The organism is Nakamurella lactea DSM 19367 (genome assembly GCF_000426645.1).
Taxonomy (GTDB): domain Bacteria; phylum Actinomycetota; class Actinomycetes; order Mycobacteriales; family Nakamurellaceae; genus Nakamurella; species Nakamurella lactea.
The window spans coordinates 171,611-193,362 of record NZ_AUFT01000012.1; the positions used below are offsets into that span (position 1 = coordinate 171,611).

15 protein-coding genes are annotated in these 21,752 nt (G+C 70.0%); 14 read left to right on the forward strand and 1 reads right to left on the reverse strand.

Annotated elements, in window-relative coordinates:
- The first annotated feature begins 29 nt into the window (after positions 1–29).
- From K340_RS0114065 to K340_RS0114085, 5 genes are all read left to right on the forward strand, one after another.
- The gene (locus tag K340_RS0114065) at positions 30–1,679 is read left to right on the forward strand and encodes an ABC transporter substrate-binding protein (protein ID WP_029137186.1); all 1,650 of its coding nucleotides are present in this window, start codon (positions 30–32) and stop codon (positions 1,677–1,679) included.
- Between the two features lie 72 nt (positions 1,680–1,751).
- On the forward strand, positions 1,752–2,681 hold the full coding sequence (locus K340_RS0114070) for a DUF6772 family protein (RefSeq protein ID WP_084614472.1): 930 nt from the start codon (positions 1,752–1,754) through the stop codon (positions 2,679–2,681).
- A 13-nt stretch (positions 2,682–2,694) separates the two neighbouring features.
- A complete protein-coding gene (locus tag K340_RS30080; protein ID WP_037364663.1) occupies positions 2,695–3,018 on the forward strand; it encodes a DUF6385 domain-containing protein in 324 nt (107 codons plus the stop codon).
- A 5-nt stretch (positions 3,019–3,023) separates the two neighbouring features.
- On the forward strand, positions 3,024–4,406 hold the full coding sequence (locus tag K340_RS0114080; RefSeq protein WP_029137188.1) for an FAD-dependent oxidoreductase: 1,383 nt from the start codon (positions 3,024–3,026) through the stop codon (positions 4,404–4,406).
- Between the two features lie 133 nt (positions 4,407–4,539).
- A complete protein-coding gene (locus K340_RS0114085) occupies positions 4,540–5,802 on the forward strand; it encodes an NAD(P)/FAD-dependent oxidoreductase (protein WP_037364666.1) in 1,263 nt (420 codons plus the stop codon).
- On the opposite strand, the gene K340_RS30085 is transcribed toward K340_RS0114085, so the two are convergent.
- Positions 5,753–8,161 (reverse strand): DEAD/DEAH box helicase, encoded by a 2,409-nt coding sequence (locus K340_RS30085; RefSeq protein ID WP_037364668.1) that lies wholly within the window; start codon positions 8,159–8,161, stop codon positions 5,753–5,755. The two genes, K340_RS0114085 and K340_RS30085, sit on opposite strands and share 50 nt — an antisense overlap.
- A gap of 161 nt (positions 8,162–8,322) precedes the next feature.
- Here K340_RS30085 and xylB point away from each other — a divergent pair, with 161 nt between their 5' ends.
- The 9 genes from xylB to K340_RS0114145 all read left to right on the forward strand — a co-directional run bounded on the left by xylB (position 8,323) and on the right by K340_RS0114145 (position 21,751).
- Complete coding sequence (gene xylB / locus K340_RS0114095; RefSeq protein WP_029137190.1) at positions 8,323–9,738, forward strand: xylulokinase; 1,416 nt, start codon at positions 8,323–8,325, stop codon at positions 9,736–9,738.
- Positions 9,739–9,945: 207 nt separating this feature from the next.
- Positions 9,946–12,255, forward strand: a complete 2,310-nt coding sequence (locus K340_RS0114100) for a sodium-translocating pyrophosphatase (protein WP_051266309.1) — start codon at positions 9,946–9,948, stop codon at positions 12,253–12,255.
- A 223-nt stretch (positions 12,256–12,478) separates the two neighbouring features.
- A complete protein-coding gene (locus K340_RS0114105) occupies positions 12,479–13,261 on the forward strand; it encodes a hypothetical protein (protein WP_029137192.1) in 783 nt (260 codons plus the stop codon).
- A 177-nt stretch (positions 13,262–13,438) separates the two neighbouring features.
- Positions 13,439–14,281 carry a hypothetical protein gene (locus K340_RS35935; RefSeq protein WP_154674261.1) on the forward strand — a complete coding sequence of 281 codons (843 nt, stop codon included), beginning with the start codon at positions 13,439–13,441 and terminating at the stop codon, positions 14,279–14,281.
- 46 nt (positions 14,282–14,327) lie between these two features.
- Positions 14,328–14,948, forward strand: a complete 621-nt coding sequence (locus K340_RS0114125) for a hypothetical protein (protein ID WP_029137195.1) — start codon at positions 14,328–14,330, stop codon at positions 14,946–14,948.
- Positions 14,949–15,068: 120 nt separating this feature from the next.
- Entirely contained in the window at positions 15,069–17,945 is a 2,877-nt protein-coding gene (gene topA, locus K340_RS0114130) for a type I DNA topoisomerase (RefSeq protein WP_029137196.1), read from the forward strand.
- A 130-nt stretch (positions 17,946–18,075) separates the two neighbouring features.
- Positions 18,076–18,825, forward strand: a complete 750-nt coding sequence (locus tag K340_RS0114135) for a hypothetical protein (RefSeq protein WP_029137197.1) — start codon at positions 18,076–18,078, stop codon at positions 18,823–18,825.
- A complete protein-coding gene (locus tag K340_RS0114140) occupies positions 18,803–21,124 on the forward strand; it encodes an MFS transporter (protein ID WP_084614449.1) in 2,322 nt (773 codons plus the stop codon). Before K340_RS0114135 ends, K340_RS0114140 begins: the two co-directional genes overlap by 23 nt.
- 51 nt (positions 21,125–21,175) lie before the next feature.
- Positions 21,176–21,751 (forward strand): GNAT family N-acetyltransferase, encoded by a 576-nt coding sequence (locus tag K340_RS0114145; protein ID WP_211229436.1) that lies wholly within the window; start codon positions 21,176–21,178, stop codon positions 21,749–21,751.
- The last annotated feature ends 1 nt before the right edge of the window (position 21,752 follow it).

Genomic DNA, 21,752 nt, shown 5'->3' on the forward strand with positions numbered 1-21,752 from the left:
CCGTGTCACCCGATCGAAGGAGAACTCGCATGAAAGTAGGACGCAAGAGATTCGCGGGCGTCGTGACGGCACTGACGATCGCGGCGTTGGCCCTCGCGGGCTGCTCCAACAGCGACAGTTCCGGTAGCACCGATACCGGCACCACCGCAGCAGGAAGCGCTACCTCCGAGGGTGCCGGCGCCACCACCAGTAACGGCGGCTCCGACGCCCAGAGCGCAGCACCGGCCGGCAATGCGCTGCCCGACGATCAACAGAACCTGACGTTCGTGCCGGCCTATGGGTGGGCGGGTTCCGACATCTCCAAGAACCCGCTGGAGATCGGCGTGAACATGGCGATCTCCCAGGTGCTGGATTCCCTGGTCAAGTTCGACCAGGACATGAAGATCGTGCCGGGCCTGGCCACCGAGTGGTCGTGGAACACCCCGACCGAGCTGGTTTTCAAGCTCCGCACCGGCGTCACCTTCAGCGACGGGACCCCGTTCACTTCGGCGGACGTGAAGGGCAGCCTGGAACGGTACATCGCGGCCGAGGGACCGTTGGCCGCCGTGCTGGCGCCGATCGAAAAGATCGAGGCCCCCGACGATGCGACGGTGAAGATCACCACGAATGCGCCGACCGGCACCCTGGTCGGAGTGTTGTCGATGGTCAAGATCGGCAAGGCCGAGTTCTCGCACACGAAGTCGACGGCCGCCGACGACGCGTACTGGGCGAAGCCGATCGGCACCGGCCCTTTCGTCATCACCGATTACGTGGCGAACGATCACTTCAGCTTCGCCCGCAACGACAAGTACTGGGGTGAGAAGGCGAAACTGAAGACGCTGACGATGAAGCAGATCACCGACGTCAACGCCAAGATCACTGCGCTGTCGAACGACCAGGTCCAGGTGCTCAACGACCTGACCTACGACCAGTTCGACACCGTGAAGGCGCTGCCCAACGTCACCCTGTCGCAGTTCGACAGCCTGAGCTACTACTTCGTCTGGTTCGAAAACTCCCGCAAGCCGCTGGACAACCCGGATGTGCGCCGGGCGATGTGGATGGCGCTGGATCTGCCGACCATCGTGTCCAGCCTCTACGGTGACTCCCGGCAGACGATGGACTCGTTCTGCCCGTCCACCGCGTTCGGCTGCCTCCCGGCCAAGGACATGCCCACCTACGACCCGGAAGGGGCGAAGAAACTGCTGGCGGATGCCGGCTACCCCAACGGGTTCAGCATCGACATGATCTTCAGTCTGGCGAATGCCACCGACAGCGCGCTGGCGCAGACGCTGATCTCGTCCTGGAAGGCCATCGGGGTGACGGTCGAGCCGCGCGGTCTGGACTCGGCGACCTGGCTCAAAGAGTTCCAGGCCCTGAACTGGTACATGGACTTCCAGCCGAACCAGACGCTGACCGGTGACGCGGACTACACGCTCAATCGCCTGTACAGCTGCGTGGCCAAGCGGCTGGGCTACTGCAACCCCGATCTGGACAAGCTGATGACCAAGGCGCAGCAGTCGAACGACAAGGCCGAGCGACTGAAGCTGTACCAGCAGGTCGTGGACATCATGGCGAAAGACGTTCCGGCCATTCCGCTGTTCCAGACCAAGGTCAACGTGGCGTACAAGAACAACGTCAAGGGCCTGGTCGTTCCGCCGACCGAGTACATCGACTTCAGCACCGTCTACCTGGCCTCCTGAAGTAGCTCCGCACGCCGGGGGCGGCGACCCTGTCTCCGCCCCCGGCGTCCCACCACTGCCGAGAAGGACATGATGCAACGCATTCTCAGCTATGAGCGTGGCCTCGAGCGGTTCAACCCGCTGGCCCGTGTGATCACCTACGACGACTTCGACAAGGGCTTCAACGGCTGGTTGGACCTGACGCCGAACTTCGTCTACGACAACTACGAATCGTTCGATTCCGCGGTCGACCTGACGAGTTGGGCGCCGGCGATGCTCTCCAGCGCATCGATGCGGTTCGCCTCGTCCCACGGTTCGATGGAGGGCACCTACTCGCTCAAGCTCACCACCGCGCCGAACGCAGGTCCGCCGACCGAGCCGCCGGCCGCCGGGTCGATGGGTGTCGCTCTCAAGAGGCTGTCCCGGTTCGGTGATCCCTCGAAGATCCAGATCGAGGCGTGGTACTCCTACACCCCGGCGCAGGACCGGGTCGGCCTCGGCGAGCAGGACCTGCGTGCGATCGGCTTCTACTTCGATGTGCAGGACTCGGAGTACCGCTACATGCCGGGTGTCCGATACGTCAACGCCATCGACGGCAAGCCGGTCAAACGCTGGCAGTACTGGAAGGCGTCCGACGGTGTCACCCGCGCCGACTGGAACTTCGGCGTCGAGGACGGCTGGTGCAAGGTGGGCATCGACAACCTCTGGTACGGGCGCCGCAACCCGGACGGCTCGTCGGACGGCTACCAGTGGCTTCCCGGCGGCGAACAGGACCTGCTGTACAACGAAAGCCCCGACAAGCTGAACTGGCTGTACTTCCGGCTGCTGGTGGACATCGAAAAGCGGGAGTACATCGAACTGCAATCGATGGATACCGTTTTCGACCTGCGCGGGATTTCGCCGACGCTGGTGGAGCGGTACTCCTCGATCGACAACCTGATCAATCCGATCTTCTACGTCGAGACGGACACGAACCGCAGCGTCCACCTCTTCCTCGATTCCATCGTCTACTCGACCGAGTGAGCGGGATACGTTCATGCAGAACACGAATACCTCCGTCCTGGCGCGCCGGGTGCGGATCTCCGACGACTACGCCACACTGCCGTACGAGGCGGGTTGGGCGACCGAGGCCGTCTTCTTCCTGCAGACCGAGGGCGATCACGCCGATCTGGCGCTCGGCGTCGAGGTCTCCCCGGACGGCATCAACTGGCTGCGGCGATCGGCTGCGACCCTCGCCGCTGCCGATTCGCTCATCGACCTGCCGGTCGGGCAGTTCGGGAACTGGCTGCGGCTGACCGTGTCCGGCGCCAGCGAGCGGCAGCCTGCCCGCATCCTCATTCACCTGAACCTCAAGGGGTGACGACGATGCGGCCCGGACCGACCGTCCGTGAGGCCGCCCGCGACCTACCGGTCTTCGCCGCGGTCGACGTCCTCGTCGTCGGCGGCGGGCCGGCGGGCGTGAGCGCTGCGGTCGGCGCGGCCCGGATGGGTGCGAAAACCCTGCTACTGGAACGCCATGGCTTCCTCGGCGGTATGTGGACCGCCGGAATGGTGTTGACCCTCGCGGGCTACAACTGCTGGCTCCGCCCGTACGTCCGGGCGGTCGACGGCGTCCCCGGCGAGTGGCTTCGTCGCGCCGTCAGCCTCGGTGGCGCGGAAGACAACGCCGGTTTCGTGCTCAACAGTGAGCCGGAGGTGATGAAACTCGTCGCGGACGAGTTGCTGGCGGAGGCCGGCGCCGAGACCCTGTTCCACACCTGGGCCGCCGCCCCCATTGTCCAGGGCGGTGCGGTGGTGGGTCTGTGCATCGAGAACGTCGACGGGCGGTCGGCCGTGCTGGCCGGAGCCACGGTGGACTGCACGGGTGACGGCGAGGTGTTCGCCCGTGCCGGGAATGCCTGGGAGAAAAGTGATTCGCTGCAGCCGATGACCATGCCGTTCCGGATGGTCGGCGCCGCACTCGATCCGGCGATTTCGCACAGTGCTCCACAGTGTGTCCCCATCGGGCCCGAACCGGGGATGCTCGGCGAGCCCGTTCTTGGCGACCACTCTTCGCGTCGCAACGATGTTCCCTTCGACCCCAGGCTGATGAGGCAGCAGCGCGCCGCCGGGCGGCTGCCCTCCTACGGCGGACCGTGGTTCGGCGGGTTGGACAAGGATGTGTTGTGGGTCAACAGCACTCGGCACTACGGCGACGCATCGAACGTTCGCGACCTGACCCGCGCCGAGATCGAGGGGCGTCGTTCGAGCCGGGCGATCAGCGAGTTCCTGACCAGGACGCCGGGACTGCAGGGAGCCCGGCTGCTGCAGACGAGCACCCAGATCGGTGTTCGGGAGACCCGGCGACTCGTCGGGAACTACACGATGACGGGTAACGACGTCCGGTCGGGCACGGCCTTCAACGACTCCGTCGCCGTCGGCTGCTGGCCGATCGACGTGCACCCGGCGGACGGGGAGGTCGGCATGCACCAGATGTACGTCCCGCTCCCGTACGGCATTCCCTACCGGTCGCTCATTCCGCGGACCGTCGAGGGGTTGGTGGTCGCTGGTCGATGCATCTCCGTCGACCGTGATGCGCTCGGCTCCACGCGGGTGGGTGCCACCTGCGCTGCCATCGGGCATGCGGCGGGTGTGGCGGCCGCGCTGGCCGCCGGCGACGGCGTCTCGCCGTCCCGCGTCGACGTGGCGGCGTTGCAGGGTGCGCTCATCGAGCAGGGTGCCATCGTCTCGCCCGGCCAGGTCGGCTGACCGGTAGGGCACGGCCCGGGCAGGCCGGCGTCCTGGTGAGCGCGGCGTCCCGGTGGGCCGCTGGTAGCGTCCCGGTCGGGTGGCCGACAGCGGCGTCGGCCGGCAGCGGCGTCGGCACAGTAAAGGAGCCGGGATGACCGGGAACATCGGCAAGCACACCGGACCGGATCGGGTGGTGGTGATCGGCGCCGGCATGGTCGGTCTGTCCACCGCCTGGTACCTGCAGGAGCGCGGGGTCGAAACGGTGGTGCTGGACCGCTCCGGGGTGGCCGCCGGCTCCTCCTGGGGCAACGCCGGCTGGATCTCGCCGGGGTTGTCGATCCCGCTGGCCGAACCCGGCATTCTGCGTTACGGGATCAAGGCGTTGCTGGACAAGGACTCTCCGCTGTACGTGCCGTTCAAGTTCGACCCGAAACTCTGGCGGTTCATGCTCGGCTTCGCCCGCCGGTGCACGGCCAGGACCTGGCGGCGGACGATGGCCAGCTACGTCCCGGTGAACCGGATGGCGATCGACGCCTACGACGAACTCGCCGCCGGCGGGGTGCAGTCGCCAACCCACGAGGCACCGATCATGGCGGCGTTCCGCAAGGCCGTCGACTCACGGGCACTGGTCAAGGAGATCGAGCAGATCCGGGAGGCCGGGCTGGATCTGGAGACCGAATCGATCGACGGTGCTGCGCTGCGAACCGCGGTGCCGATCGTCGCGCCCGAGGTCGAGATGGCGGTCAAGATCTCCGGCCAGCGGTACATCAATCCCGGCGAGTACGCCGACTCGCTGGCCTCTGCCGTGCAGGACCGGGGTGGTCAACTGAACACCGGTGCCGCCGTACGAACCATCCGGCATGCCGGCGACGGCTTCGTCGTCGAGCTCTTCGGTGGCGAGCCGGTCTCCGGTGACGCTGTGGTGCTGGCCACCGGCGCCTGGCTGCCGGAACTGGCCAGACAGTACGGGGTCAAGGTGCCGATGGTGGCCGGCCGCGGCTATTCGTTCAGTGTTCCGGTGGCCCAGACGGTTCCGGGTCCGGTGTACTTCCCGCACGAGCGGATGGCCTGCACGCCGCTGGGCGACCGGTTGCGGGTGGCCGGCACCATGGAGTTCCGTGATGTCGACGCCCCGCTGGATCTCGGCCGGGTCGAATCGATCGTCAGGGCGGGTCGACCTCTGCTCACCGGCGTCGACTGGGACGACCGGCACGACGTCTGGGTGGGCGGCCGACCGGTCACCGTTGACAGCCTGCCGTTGGTCGGCGCCACCCGCACGCCGGGCATCTACACGGCCGGTGGCCACGGCATGTGGGGGATCTCGCTCGGGCCGCTGACCGGCAAGCTACTGGCCGAACAGATCGTCACCGGGGTGACGCCTGATCCGCTGCGCCCGTTCGATCCGCTGCGCTGAGCTCACCGGCGCCGATGGCGGCCAACACCAGGTCCAGCACCAGCACCGCCCCGTCCTTGAACAGCGGGTGGTTTCCGTTGCCGCACTTGGGCGATTGCACGCACGAAGGGCATCCCGAGCGGCACCGGCAGCCGGCCACCGCGTCCCGCACCGCGGTCAGCCACTGCGTCATCACCGCGAACCCGCGGTCGGCGAAGCCGGCGCCGCCGGCGAACCCGTCGTAGACGATCACCGTCGCCGCTCCGGTGTCCGGATGCAGGTTCGTCGACAGACCGCCGATGTCCCAGCGGTCGCAACCGGCGAACAGCGGCAGCAGGCCGATCGCCGCATGCTCGGCCGCATGCAGTGCCCCGGCCGCCGCAGCCTCCGGAATGCCATGCGCGGCAAGGCGTTCGGCTTCGATCGTGTACCACACTGCGCGGGTGTCGAGGACCTGCTCCGGCAGGTCCAACTCGATCATGTCGATCAGTTCACCGCGGGGCCGGCGTCGGACGTAGCCGACCACCTGCTCGGTCACCCTGACCGGCCCGAGTGCCAGCGTCACCCCGCCGGGGAACTGCCGCCGCCGCGCGCCGTCCAACAGTTCGACGCTGGAGATCGACCGGGCCGAGGTGGTCCAGTCCGGCTTGTCCGCCGTCACCAACGCCACCCCCTGCTCGAGGTCGAGGTCGTCGACCACGTAGCTGTCGCCGCGGTGCAGGTGCACCGCCCCGGGGTGCACCCCGGCCGGCGCCCTGGCGCCGTCGACGGTGCCGAGCATCCGGCCGGTCGCCGACTCGACGATCGCCACCTGATGTCCACCGCCGCCGCGCAGGTCCACCTCGCCCGCCGGATGTCCGGGCAGCACGTGGTACCAGCCCTGTGAACGCACCCGCAACAGCTTGTCCCGCACCAGATCTGCGAGCACTTCGCGAACATGAGCCGGGTCACCGAACAACGGGAGGTCGTCCTCGGTCAGCCGGAGCTCGGCCGCGGCGCAGCGCAGGTGCGGACCGAGGATGTACGGGTTCTGCGGGTCGGTGACGGCGGCTTCGACCGGTTTGCCGAAGACGGCGTCCGGGTGGTGCACCAGGTAGCTGTCCAGCGGATCGTCCCTGGCCACGAAGACCACCAGTGCCTGCGGCGCCCGCTCGCCGCCGCGCCCGGCCCGGCCGGCCTGCTGCCACAGCGAGGCCAGCGTTCCCGGGTAGCCGGCCAGCAGGGCAGCATCCAGTCCGGAGATGTCGATGCCGAGTTCCAAGGCATTGGTCGAGGCGACACCGAGCAGATCGCCGGTGCCCAAAGCCTTCTCCAGCGCACGACGCTCCTCGGGCAGGTAGCCGCCCCGATAGGCGGCGACCCGGCCGGACAGCTCGGGGTCGGTGCGCTCGAGTCGGTGGGCGGCGGACAGAGCGACCTGTTCGCTGGCCTGTCGGGAGCGGACGAACGCCAACGTCCTGGCGCCGGCCGCCACCAGATCGGCCAGCATCCGGGCGGTCTCGTTCGGCGCCGAACGCCGGACCGGGCCGCCGTTCTCGCCGCGACCACCTCCACCTCCACCGTCGCCGAGCGAGGCGGTGTCGTCATCGGAGAGCAGTGGGGGTTCCCAGAGGACGAAGCGGCGGCCGGCCCTTGGCGCGGCGTCATCGGTCACCGCGGTGACGTCCGCACCGATCAGCGCGGCGGCCGCGGCAGCGGGATCTGCGGCGGTGGCCGACGCCAGTACGAACACCGGGTCCGACCCGTAACTCCTGGCGATCCGCCGCAGTCGCCGGATCACCAGCGACACATGGGATCCGAACACCCCGCGGTAGGCATGGCATTCGTCGATCACCACCACGGAGAGTCGGCGGAGCAGCCGGGCCCAGCGGTAGTGGGCGGGCAGCACCCCGCGATGCAGCATGTCCGGGTTGGTCAGCACCAGCCGGGCGTGCTCGCGGACCCAGTCCCGCTCGTCGAGCGGGGTGTCGCCGTCGTAGACCGCGGGCCGGACGCCGGGCAGCCCGAGTCCCTCGATCGAGGCGAACTGGTCGGCGGCCAGCGCCTTGGTCGGCGACAGGTACAGCACGCCGGCACGGGGATCGGCCAGCAGCCGGGCCAGCGCCGGCAGTTGGAACGCCAGCGACTTGCCGGAGGCGGTGCCGGTGGCGATCACCGTGTGCCGGCCCGCCCAGGCCAGCTCGGCCGACTGCGCCTGGTGCGCCCACGGCCGGTCGATGCCGCGCTCCAGCAGCGCCCGGCGCAGCAGCTCCGGTGTCCAGTCCGGCCAGTCGACCGCCAGCCCGGCCATGGCCGGAATCTCCTCGACATGGGTGACGGGCTCCTGCCAGGCGGGTACCGAGCGCAGCAGCACGCTCAGCAGATCCCGGTCGTCCGTCATTCCTGCATTCTCCCCGCCGCCTCCGACCGTCCCGGCGCTTATCAACATCGCATGCGCTTGCCAACTGGACGATTCTGGGACGGGCGTGACGGAAGTGCACTATTTCGCAAGCGCGTGAGAAGTTGATAAGCGCGATCGGGGGGCGTGCAAGGATCGGCGGCATGACGGGATCGACAGTGGTCGGAGTGGACTCGTCCACCCAGTCCTGCAAGGTGCTGGTCTGTGACGCGGAGACCGGCCGGGTGCTGCGGTCCGGCCGGGCGGACCACCCGCAGACCCTCGAGGCGGCGCCGGGCCAGTGGTGGCAGGCCTTCGAGTCGGCCTCGGACGGACTGCTGGACGGTGCGTCGGCGATCGCGGTGGCCGCCCAACAACACGGCATGGTCACGCTCGACGCCGACGACCGGGTGGTCCGTGACGCCCTGCTGTGGAACGACCTGCGTTCGGCCGCCGACACCGCCGACCTGATCGACGAGCTCGGCGCGGCCGAGTGGGCCGCAGCCGTCGGTAGCGTCCCGGCGGCCAGTTTCACCGTCACCAAACTGCGCTGGTTGGCCCGCAACGAGCCGGCCAACGCCGCCCGGGTCGCGCAGGTCATGCTGCCGCACGACTGGCTGACCTGGCAGCTGTCCCGCAGCGGCGACCCGGCCGCGGACGCGGTGACCGACCGCGGCGACGCCTCCGGCACCGGCTACTTCTCCCCGGCCACCGGTTGCTACCGGCTCGACCTGCTGGAGCGGGCGTTCGGCGGCGCCCCGCGGCTGCCCCGGCTGGCCGACCCCGGCGAGCAGGTCGGTCGGACCTCGTCCGGCGCGCTGGTCGGACCCGGCACCGGCGACAACATGGGCGCGGCCCTCGGGCTGGGCGCCGGACCCGGTGACGTCGTGCTGTCGCTGGGTACCAGCGGCACCGTTTTCGGGGTGGCCGACGAGCCGTGTGCCGACGCGACGGGGTACGTCAGCGGATTTGCCGACGCCACCGGCCGGTTCCTGCCGCTGGTCTGCACGCTGAACGCCGCCAGGGTGCTGACCTCGACCGCGGCCATGCTCGGCACCGATCTGGCCGGCCTCGACGAACTGGCACTGCGCGCCGAACCCGGTGCCGGCGGGCTCACCATGCTGCCGTACCTGGACGGCGAACGCACCCCGAACCTGCCCGACGCCACCGGATCGCTGCACGGCCTGACCCGCGCCGCAATGACCCCGGAGAACCTGGCCAGGGCCGCCGTCGAGGGCATGCTGTGCAGCCTGGCCGACGGCCTCGATGCGCTGACGGCGACCGGCTTCCGCGCCCGCCGGCTGCTGGTGATCGGCGGCGCCTCGGCGTCCCGTGCGGTCCGGGCCTCGCTGGCCGAGCTGTTCGGCCTGCCGGTGGCGCTGCCGGACCCGGCCGAGTACGTCGCGCTGGGCGCCGCCCGGCAGGCCGCTTGGGTGCTGGCCGGCGGCCGGCCCGACGCGCTGCCGGATTGGCCGGTGGCCGCGACGGCGTTGCCCGACCCGTCGGCAGCCGACCTGGAGCGTGGCCAGGCGGTGCGTGCCAGGTACGCGGCCATCCGGCTGGCCACCTACGGGGTCTGAGGCACACCGGAATTGTCCGGGCATACCGGTGAAATCGGCCGACATCTGCCGCCCCGCGCACCAAGCACCGGCTCCGGTGCCTTAGGGTGACGCCAGCGCGCCGGTCTTCGCTCCGGCGTGCGCTCATGTGTCGACCAGCGCCGGTCCGCCTTTCGCCGCGTACCGGTGCGTCGAGCCCCTGACGAGCACAACACGGTAGGAGAGCCCATGTTCCGGCCCACTCTGGAAGCGGCGGCGGACCTCGCCGCAGCCTCCGGCGTCACGATGGGCGGAGGCGACAAGACCATTGTCGTCATCGTCGGCGTCGTCGCCCTGATCGCCCTCGCGATCGCCTTTGTCCTGCGTGCCGGTGTGCTGGCCGCCGGCACCGGCACCCCCAAGATGCAGGAAATATCAGCTGCCGTTCAGGAAGGCGCCGCCGCCTACCTGACCCGGCAGTTCAAGACGCTCGGCATCTTCGTCGTCGTCGTCTTCGCCCTGTTGTTCGTGCTACCGGCGGACTCCGCCGGCGAGCGCATCGGCCGCAGCCTGTTCTTCCTGGTCGGCGCCGGCTTCTCGGCCACCATCGGGTACCTCGGCATGTGGCTGGCTACCAGGGCGAACGTCCGGGTCGCGGCCGCCGCCAACGAAGAAGGTCCGGGTGGCCGGGACAAGGCCATGCGGATCGCCTTCCGGACCGGCGGCACCGTCGGTCTGACCACCACCGGCCTCGGCCTGCTCGGCGCCGCCGTCGTGGTGCTGGTCTACGTCGGCGATGCCCCGAAGGTGCTGGAAGGCTTCGGCTTCGGCGCCGCCATGCTGGCCATGTTCATGCGGGTGGGCGGCGGCATCTTCACCAAGGCCGCCGACGTCGGCGCCGATCTGGTCGGCAAGGTCGAGCAGGGCATCCCTGAGGACGACCCGCGCAACGCCGCCACCATCGCCGACAACGTCGGCGACAACGTCGGCGACTGCGCCGGGATGGCCGCCGACCTGTTCGAGAGCTACGCCGTCACCCTGGTCGCCAGCCTGATCCTCGGCTCCGCCGCATTCGGCACCAAGGGCCTGGTCTTCCCGCTGATCGTGCCGGCCATCGGCATCATCACCGCGATCATCGGCGTGTACATCACCAAGCCACGGCACGGTGAATCGGGTCTGACGACGATCAACCGCAGCTTCTACATCTCGGCCGGCATCTCCGCCGTGCTGTGTGCCGTCGCCTCCTTCGTCTACCTGCCGACCTCGTTCGCCGACCTCGGTATGACCGGCGGCGGCAACCCGGCGCTGATCGCCATCGTCGCGGTGATCATCGGCATCGTGCTGGCCGCCGTCATCCTGTGGCTCACCGGCTACTTCACCGACACCAAGTCCAAGCCCACCAAGGACGTCGCGGCCACCTCCGTGACCGGGCCAGCGACCGTCGTGCTGTCCGGCATCTCGCTGGGCATGGAGTCGGCGGTGTACACCGCGATGGTGATCGGCGCGGCCGTGTACGGCGCGTTCCTGCTGTCCGGCACGATCGGAGTCGCGCTGTTCGCCATCGCGCTGGCCGGCTGCGGCCTGCTCACCACCGTCGGCGTGATCGTCGCGATGGACACCTTCGGCCCGATCTCCGACAACGCCCAGGGCGTCGCCGAGATGTCCGGCGAGGTGTCCGAGGCCGGCGCCAAGACGCTGACCGACCTGGACGCCGTCGGCAACACCACCAAGGCGATCACCAAGGGCATCGCGATCGCCACCGCCGTGCTGGCGGCGACCGCGTTGTTCGGCTCCTACACCGACGCCATCGGCCAGGCGCTGCGCAAGGCCGGCGACATCGCCGGCGACATCGGTTCGAGCTTCGCGTTCGAGATCGTCAGCCCGAACACGCTGGTCGGCGTCATCCTCGGTGCCGCTGTGGTGTTCCTGTTCTCCGGCCTGGCCATCAACGCGGTGTCCCGCGCGGCCGGTGCCGTCGTGCAGGAGGTCCGCCGGCAGTTCCGGGAGATCCCCGGGATCATGGAGGGCACCAACAAGCCCGAGTACGGCAAGGTCGTCGACATCGTCACCCGCGACTCGCTGCGGGAGCTGGCCACGCCCGGTCTGCTGGCCGTGCTTGCCCCGATCGCCGTCGGCTTCGGCCTCGGCGTCGGGCCGCTGGCCGGCTTCCTCGGTGGCGCCATCGCCACCGGCACCCTGATGGCCGTCTTCCTGGCCAACTCCGGCGGCGCCTGGGACAACTCGAAGAAGCTGGTCGAGGACGGCCACCACGGCGGCAAGGGCTCGTCCGCGCACGAGGCGACCATCATCGGCGACACCGTCGGCGACCCGTTCAAGGACACCGCCGGCCCGGCCATCAACCCGCTGCTCAAGGTGATGAACCTGGTCTCGCTGTTGATCGCCCCCGCGGTGGTCGCGCTGTCCATCGGCGACAGCGCGAACGCCGGCCTGCGGATCATCATCGCGATCGTCGCGTTCCTGATCATCGCCGGTGCCGTGCTGGTCTCCAAGCGACGCGCGAACGCGCTGGACACCACCCCGACGCCGGCCGCGGTCTAGCCCGCCGACCGCTGGACGAGGCCCACCTCACACCCGCCGACCCGGATGGTGTGAGGTGGGCCTCTTTCGTTCCCGAATCTCCCTGGACTTCGGCGGAACCGGTCGGGGCGGCGGCGCGTCATTGTTAGCGTCAGTGAGTCGGAGTGCGAGGCACGCCGGCCCCGATCGGCGCAGGGGCCCGATCGGAAACTGCGGCAGATGCCGCGAGAAGGGACCTCAACAGATGAAGCGCACCACAGCGCTGACCGCGTTCGTTGCGGCAGGTGTTCTGCTCTTGGCCGGTTGCGGCAGCGATGCCGGCACCGCCACTCCGGTCAGCGATACCGCTGCCGCGATCTCCAGCCAGGACGCCGGAACCTCGGCTGCCGGGACCTCGGACGCCGGCTCGGATGCGGGCACGTCGCCCGCCGAGTCCTCGGCTGACGAATCGTCCGCCGACGAGTCCGCGGATGCCGGGACCTCGGACGCCGGCACCTCGGACGCCGGGACCGATGCGGGCAGCTCCGACGGCGCCTCCTCGGACGCCGGAACCACCATCGGCTCCAACGGCGACCTCGATGAGGGCACCACCGCCTGGTTCAGCACCTTCTGCGAAGGCATGGCGCCGGTCGCCGACCTGAAGGATCTGCAGAGCAAGATCGACATGTCCGACCCGAAGAAGACGTTCACCACGCTGGCCGACGCGATGACCAAGATGGGTGGCGCCTTCACCACCTCGGCCGCCAGCCTGAAGGACATCCCGGCGCCGACCTTCGACGGCGGCGACGAGTTCGCCTCCAAGATCGTCACGTCGTTCGCAACGCTGGGCCCGAAGTTCACCGAGTTGGGTAAGCAGTTCGCTGCGGCCGACCCCAACGACCCGGCGTCGATGTCCGGTCTGGCGAGCATCGGCACCGATCTGCAGGATGCGACCAAGCCGCTGCAGGAGATGCAGAACCTGAAGATCGACTCGGCCACCCAGGCCGCGATCGCGCAGATCCCGGCCTGCAAGGCACTCAACGGCTGATCGCACGCCCAGCAGACCACGTACAGCGGCCGGCACCCGGACAGGGTTGCCGGCCGTTGTGCTGTCCGGCGCCGGTCCCCAAGGTGGCGTCCGCAGCCGCCCGGTCTCGGTACCGTGGTGCTGATCGATCCCGCCGACCCGGCGGCGCCGCGCCCGCAGAAACGTCATGAGGTCCCGATGTCCCGCACCCGCAGAGGCACCAGCAGTGCCACCGTCAGACGCAGTGCCACCGTCAGCCACAGTGCCACCGTCAGACGCAGTGCCACCGTCAGACGCACCCGCAGCGCGGTGTTGGCAGCCGCGCTGGCCGCGGCCCTCTCGCTGACCCTGGCCGCCTGCTCCGACAACGACCAGGGCGCGCAGAGCGGCAACTCCACCGGCAGCACCGCAGCGCCCGCCGGCCCGAGCAGCGCGGGCAGCTCGGGCGGTCAGGCCCCGACCAGCGGTTCCGGCGCGGCGGCATCCTCGGACGACACCGCGGCGACCGCGATACCGACCACCTCGGAGTCGCCGTCCAGTCGCAAGCCGCAGCCGACACCGAGCACCCCGAAGCCCAGTGGCACCGGGGTGGTCGGCTCCTTCTCCGCCACCGACACCAAGTGGTTCGACTCGATGTGCGCCGGGCTGGCGAACAAGCCACGCGAGCAGTTCGGCAAGCTCACCGGCGACCTGGAGACCCAGAAGGCGGCCGCGGCGAAGTTGCTCACCGATCAGGCGGACCGGTTGGACCAGGCCGTCGCCGCCCTCAAGTCGCTGCCGGCGCCGACCGTCTCCGGCGGCAGCAAGCTGGCCGCGGCCGTCGTCGCGGCGTTTCCGAAGAGCGCCGACGCGGCCAGGGCCGGAGCCGGTCCGATCGCGGCGGCCGGCAGTGACGACGCCCTGCAGGGCGCCTTCGAACAGGCCCTGGACGCGATGAACGAGGCGAACGCGCCGCTGGACGCCTTCGACGAGATGATGGGCGCACCGGCGATGGTGGCCCAGCTGAAGAAGGTCCCGAGCTGCGCCCCGCTGGTGGGCTGAACCGCTGCGGCACCAGACACCTGCCGAGCCGGATACGGTGCGTGGCGTGGGACAGCTCTCGTTCTTCGCGGCCGACGTCGCCGACCCGACCCTGGACGGCCTGGGCGGGCTGCTGGCCGCCCATGGCCAGATCACCAGGAACGCCGACGGCAGCCGGCTGTCCATCCTGCTGCTGGACGCCTGGCGGGCCGACGCGATCCGCGCGGAGTTCGACCGGCGCGCAGTGAACTCGAGCGTCCGTCGGGGGTCGGCCCCTGACCCCGACCCGCAGGCCAGGGCCGCCGGAGCCACGGTGCCGTCATTCCTGGTGCGCAGCGAGCGGTCAGCGGAACTCGACGCACTCGCCGCCGCCTGGACCCGCGGCGCGGTGAAGACCGCGGCCGCGTTCCCCACCCCGCCGGGCGGCCTGCTCCGCTGCTGGGCGCTGGCCGCCGGCCGGGCCGATCCGTCCGGCTACCTGCTCGGCACCGACCCGCACGCCGGCCACACCTATCCGCGGCTGGCCGCCTCGCTGTCTGCCATCGGTCTGACCGCGGCCGTGCTCGGCAGCAGGGGCGGCGGACCCGGCATGCGTATTGTCGGCAGGCGGCGGCTGGATCGGCTCGCCGAACTGCTCGGTGAGCCACCGGTCGGAGCGCCGCCGGACGCATTCCCGACGGGCCGCTGAATCCACCGGACGAACCGGCGTGGCATCATGCGCCGAAACGGGCATCGTCGCGTGGGACAGCCGTTCGAATGCTCGACAGCGCTCGACAGCGGACAGAACAAGAAGGAAACGTGAGTATTGATGGCAGGTCGTAAGGGATCGGACGGGAACACCCGGCTGGTCGTCGTCGAGTCCCCGAACAAGGCGAAGACCATCGCCGGCTACCTCGGCGACGGATACGTCGTCGAGTCGTCGATCGGGCACATCCGCGACCTGCCGCGCGGCGCCGCCGACGTACCGGCCAAATACAAGGGCCAGCCGTGGGCACGGCTCGGCGTCGACACGGACCACGATTTCGAGCCGCTGTACGTGGTGTCGCCGGACAAGAAGGCCCAGGTCGCCAAGCTCAAGGCGCTGCTGGCCGACGCCTCCGAGCTCTACCTGGCCACAGATGAGGACCGCGAGGGCGAGGCCATCGCCTGGCACCTGCTGGAGACGCTGCAGCCCAAGGTTCCGGTCAAGCGGATGGTCTTCCACGAGATCACCAGGGCCGCGATCCAGGCAGCGGTGGACAACCCGCGCGAGATCGACGACAACATGGTCGACGCCCAGGAGACCCGCCGCATCCTCGACCGGCTGTACGGCTACGAGGTCTCTCCGGTGCTGTGGAAGAAGGTGATGCCGAAGCTGTCCGCCGGGCGGGTGCAGTCGGTGGCCACCAGGATCATCGTGGAGCGGGAGCGGGCCAGGATGGCCTTCCGCGCCGGCACCTACTGGGGCATCGACGCCCAGTTCGCCCAGCAGGGCAACGACAGCACGTTCACTGCGGCGCTGGCAACGGTGGACGGCCGCCGGCTGGCGGTCGGTCGGGACTTCGACGAGACCACCGGGCAGATCAAGGCATCCGCCGACGTGCTGCTGCTCGACTCCGACGGCGCCGCCACCCTGGCGGCCGGCCTGGCCGGCGGGACCGCGAACGTCACCTCGGTCGAGGAGAAGCCGTACACCCGGCGGCCGTACCCGCCGTTCATGACCTCGACGCTGCAGCAGGAGGCGGGCCGCAAACTCGGCTTCTCCACCGAGCGGACCATGCGGACCGCGCAGCGGCTGTACGAGAACGGCTACATCACCTACATGCGGACCGACTCGACCACGCTGTCGCAGACGGCGCTGGACGCGGCCAGGGCGCAGGCCCGCGAGCTGTACGGACCGGAGAACGTGCCGTCGGCGCCGCGGCAGTACACCAAGAAGGTGAAGAACGCCCAGGAGGCGCACGAGGCGATCCGGCCGTCCGGCGAGAGCTTCCGCACCCCTGGCGAGGTCGCGAAGTCGCTGTCCGGCGACGAGTTCCGGCTCTACGAGCTGATCTGGCGGCGGACCGTTGCCTCCCAGATGGTCGACGCCAAAGGGCTGACGCTGCAGGTCAGGATCGCCGCCAGGACAACCCCGGCTGAGGGAGGGGCCGGGCCTTCTGTCGACTGTGTTTTCAACGCCTCGGGCCGGACCATCACCTTCCCCGGGTTCCTGCGTGCCTACGTCGAGACCGTTGACGCCGAGGCGGGCGGCGAGGCCGACGATGCCGAACGCCGGCTGCCGAAGTTGGAGGTCGGGCAGCTGCTGGACACCAGGGAACTGACGCCGGGCTCGCACACCACCTCGCCGCCGGCCCGGTACACCGAACCGAGCCTGATCAAGGCCCTCGAGGACCTGGGCATCGGCCGGCCGTCGACCTACTCCTCGATCATCCGGACCATCACCGACCGCGGCTACGTCTGGCGCAAGGGCCAGGCGATGGTGCCCAGCTGGATCGCGTTCGCGGTGATCGGCCTGCTCGAGCAGCACTTCTCCCGGCTCGTCGACTACGACTTCACCGCGGCGATGGAGGACGACCTCGACCAGATCGCGGCCGGGGCCATCGGCCGGGTGCCGTGGCTCAACTCCTTCTACTTCGGCGGTGACGTCGGACCGCAGGGCGGCGTCGGTCGCAGCGGCGGGCTGAAGAAGCTGGTCGGCGAGAACCTGGAGGGCATCGACGCCCGCGAGGTGAATTCGCTGCCGCTGGTCAAGGATTCGCAGGGCCGGCAGGTCTACGTGCGGGTCGGGCGGTACGGGCCGTACCTGGAGCGGCCGGCGCTGCCGATCGCGGCCGTCGAGCAGACCGACGGGGCTGACGCAACTGCCGGCGCTGACGGAACTGCCACGGCCGCGCCGCAGATGGAGCGGGCGAACCTGCCCGACGAGTTGGCCCCGGACGAGGTGACGCCGGAGACCGTCGACGAGCTGTTCTCCAAGGCCGAGGCCGGCGACAAGGAGCTGGGCACCGATCCGGTGAGCGGGCACGTCATCGTGGCCAAGGACGGTCGCTACGGGCCGTACGTCACCGAGGTGCTGCCGGAGCCGGCATCGGAGGGCACAGCCGGGGCATCCGCACCCAAGAAGGGCAGCAAGAAGGCCGCGGCGCAGAAGCCGCGGACCAGCTCGCTGCTCAAGTCGATGTCGCTGGAGACGGTGACGCTGGAGGACGCGCTGCGGCTGCTGTCGCTGCCGCGGGTGGTCGGCGTCGCGCCGGACGGTGAGGAGATCACCGCGCAGAACGGCCGCTACGGTCCGTACCTGAAGAAGGGCACCGACTCCCGCTCGCTGGCCGACGAGGAACAGATGTTCACCGTCACCCTGGACGAGGCACTGGCCATCTATGCCCAGCCGAAGGCCCGCGGCCGCTCGGCGGCCGCGGCGCCGCCGCTGCGCGAGCTGGGCACCGACCCGGCGACCGAGAAGCCGATGGTGATCAAGGACGGCCGGTTCGGGCCGTACGTCACCGACGGGGAGACCAATGCCTCGCTGCGCAAGGGTGACGAGGTGGAGACGCTCACCGTCGACCGCGGCGCCGAACTGCTCGCCGAGCGCCGGGCCCGCGGACCGGCGCCGAAGAAGACCCGCAAGGCGCCGGCGAAGCCGAAAGCCACTACCGCCCGAACGGTCCGCAAGAAGGCACCCGCCCGCAAGACCGCCGGCTGACCATCGTCCGGCTGCCGTAGCGGGGTTGTCCCGTCAGCCCGTAGCGGGGTTGTCCCGTCGGCGCCCGATCTCAGGGCGAACCCTGAGGGAAACGGAGTGGGTCGGTCGCCGGGTCTCCTACGATCAACGGATGACGTCGGGACGGCTGGGCAGCGGAGGCGACTTCGCCGACGCCCTGTTCGGCGCGGACGGCACCGGCGATCCGGCGATCGTCACCGAGGCTCCGGTGGTGTTCGGGGACCCGCTGGCCGAGGCGCCGCTCGGCCGCACCGCCGGCAGCGGGTTCACCGGGTCGCTGACCGCCCCGGACGCAATCACCAGGGTGGACGGACCGCCGCCGCTGACGAACGACGCGATCGTCGCCGCCGGACGGCAGCTGGCCGCCGAGCAGGCGCAGCAACGGTCGAGCACCGAGGCCCGGCAGCGGGCCGCCGATCAGGCCCGCCGGACATCGTTGACGCAGGGCCGGGTCACCGCCCAGCGGCGGGCGGCCGAGCAGACGGCGCTGCGGTCGTCGCAGCACTCACAGCTCGCCGATCCCTACCGCGGGCGGACGTCCGCCCAGTTGGCGTCGTCGAACGCGCCGGCGCAGCGGCCCTTCGCCGAGCCGCCGGTGCCGCCAGGAGCTGGACCGTATCGCCCCCAGGTGCCTGGCCTGCTGACCAGGGCCGACCGGGCCGCGCTGCTCCAGCAGATGAAGACCGCGACCCCGCAGGAACGCCGCCAGCTGATGGGTCAGCTGGCCGCGGCCCAGGGCAAATCGGTCGGCAAGCGCGGCTGGGGCTGTCTTTTCGGGCTGATCCTGCTGATCCTGCTGGGCACCGGCCTCGGCCGGGAGATCGTCCAGTCCATCGTCGATGCGATCAACAGTGGGCAGTGACGTGAGCTCAGCGGCGTCATCCGGCGCAGCCAGGACCCCTGGCGGCGCGCCGAAACAGCAGTCGGCGCTCGGCGCGCTGATCCGGATCCCGGTGTTCCGTCGGCTCTGGGCCGGCATCACCCTGTCCAGCCTCGGGGACTGGCTCGGGCTGTTGGCCACCACAGCGCTGGCGGCCTACCTGACCAGGGACTCGTCGAGTCTGATGCAGGGCGCTGCGGTGTCCGGCGTGCTGGTCACCCGGTTGCTGCCGGACCTGATCCTGAGCCCGGTGGCCGGCGCCTTCGTGGACCGGTTCGACCGCCGCAAGGTGGCGATCATCTGCGACCTGACGGCGGGCGCCATCTACCTGGTGATCGCCTTCGCCGGGAACCTGACGGTGTTGCTGGTCGGGCAGTTCCTGGTCGAGGCGGTCGGGCTGTTCTCGACCCCGGCGAAGCAGGCGATGTGGGTCAACATCGTGCCGCGTGAGCGGCTGGCGGTGGCCAACCAGCTCAACTATGTCTCGATCTACGGCATGGTCCCGGTGGCCTCGCTGGTCTTCGCCCTGCTGTCGACGGTCGCGCAGTTCTTCGGGACCAAGGATCAGGAGGTGCTGGAGAGCTCCGGGTTGATGGCCGGCAGCACCTCCAGCACGGCGGTGGTGGTCGCGCTGGTGTTCAACGCGTGCACCTTCGTGGTCACCGCATCGATCATCTACTTCTCCCGCAACCTGATCCCGGCGTTCGTCGGCGAGCGCACCGCCACCCGCAGCGTCTTCTCGTTGGTCAAGGAAGGCATCTCGTTCGTCAAGAACAGCAAGGTGATGCGGGCGCTGTATCTGGGCATCCTCGGCGCGTTCGGTGCCGGCGGGCTGGTGGCCGGGGTGGCCCAGGCCTACGTGGCCACCCTGGGTGCGGGCAACGCCGGCTACGGCATCCTGTTCGGTTCGGTGTTCACCGGGCTGGCGCTGGGCATGCTGATCGGTCCCAAGGTGTTGCCGGCGGTGCCCCGCCGGGCGGTCTTCACCGCGGCGATCGGCGTCGCCGGGTTGATGCTGCTGCTGATGAGTCTGGTGCCCGACTTCGTCGGCGCGGTGATCACCGCGGCGGTGATGGGCCTGGCTGCCGGCGTCGCCTGGATCACCGGGTTCACCATGATCGGGCACGAGGTGTCGGATCAGTTGCGCGGCAGGGTGTTCGCCTTCGTCATGTCGTCGGTGCGGTTGACCCTGCTGGGGGCGATCGCGGTCGGACCGATCCTGGCCGGGGCGATCGGTGTGCACACCCTGACCATCGGCACGTTCACCTTCTCGATGTCCGGGCCGGGGATCGTGTTGGCGATCGGCGGCCTGGTCGCGGTGGTGGTGGCGGTGATCGCCGGCCGGCAGGCGGGCGGCATGCGCGCCGGGGTGGTGTCCCGGATCCTGCGCCGACGCCGGCTGCTCGCCGAGGACAACGACCGGCCAGGCGTGCTGATCACCGTCGAGGGCCCGGATCACGCGGCGAACGCCCGGGTGGCCGACACGGTGGCCGCCGGTCTCGAGGCGGACGGCTGGCAGACCCTGCTGGAACGCGGGGAGAGCTGGCCGGAGTCGTCGTACTCCAGTCCCGGTGACGCGCTGCGGGCGACCGCCGACCTGGCGGACCGGCTCACCGAGACGGTGCGGCCGGCTCTGCAGGCCGGCGCGGTGGTGATCTACCAGGAGTACCTGGATGCGCTGGTGGTCCGGTTCGGCGCCCAGGGCGGGCAGGACGAGGAGCGGTTGTTGCGGGTCGGCATGTGGGTGGCCCGCGGGGCCTGGGCGGATCTGACGATCTTCGTCGACCCGTCAGCCGACCGCCCGGAGGTGCCAGGGCAGTCGGCGATCGAGGCGGCCGTGCCGCCGGGCGAACCGGGTGCCGATGAGCTGCCCGGCACCCTCGAGGAGGCGATCGAGGCCGCCGACGAGGCCGGGTTCGAGCTGCGGGAAACCGACGGCCTGGCCGACGGAATCGACAGAGCTGACGGTCCCGGCCGGCCTGATCGGCCCGGCGCGCCCGACCAGCAGCCTGCCGACCAGCAGCCGGCCGACCAGCAGTCGGCCGACCAGCAGGCAGCCGACCAGCAGCCGGCCGACCAGGAGGCCGTCGATCCCGAGCAGGCGTATCGGGAGCGGGCCGCGTCAGCCCCGGAACGGTACCTGCGGGTCGCCCCGTTGGGCGACGACGGCGCCGAGCTACCGGCCGAGGTGGTCGAGCGGATCGCCTCGGTGCTGCGGGTGCGCAGCCCGGTCCCGGCGATCGAGTATGCCGCCAGCGGTTCGCCGCAGCCGGCCGGATAGCCAACCGCGAATCCTCTCGACCGCAGCCGCCCGATCGGGCACGATGGCTCGGTGGATTCGCCCTTGGACACCGTGACCTGGCCGCTGCGCACCGATCGGCTGACGATCCGCCGGCTGGCGATCGACGACCTGCCCGCGATCTGGGCCTACCGTCGGCAGCCCGCGGCCAACGAATGGATGACCAGGGAGTTCCCGACCGAGGGCGCATTCCGTGCACACTTCGAGAAGCCCCAGTCGTTGGCGACCACCTTGGTGCTGGAACGCGACGCCACCGTGATCGGTGACCTGATGCTGAAGGTCGAGGACGGCTGGGCGCAGGAGGAGGTGGCCGTGCAGGCGGTCGCGGTGCACGCCGAATTGGGCTGGTGCCTTGACGAGGCACACACCGGGCGCGGATATGCGGTCGAGGCGGTGACGGAGTTGATCCGGTGCTGCTTCGACGATCTCGGCCTGCGCCGGGTGAGCGCGAACTGCTTTGCCGACAACACGCCGTCCTGGAAGCTGATGGAGAAGGTCGGCATGCGCCGCGAGATCCACAGCGTGCGGGACGGCCTGCACCGGACCCGGGGTTGGCTCGACGGCTACGGCTATGCGCTGCTGGCCGACGAGTGGCGCGAGCGGGCCTGAC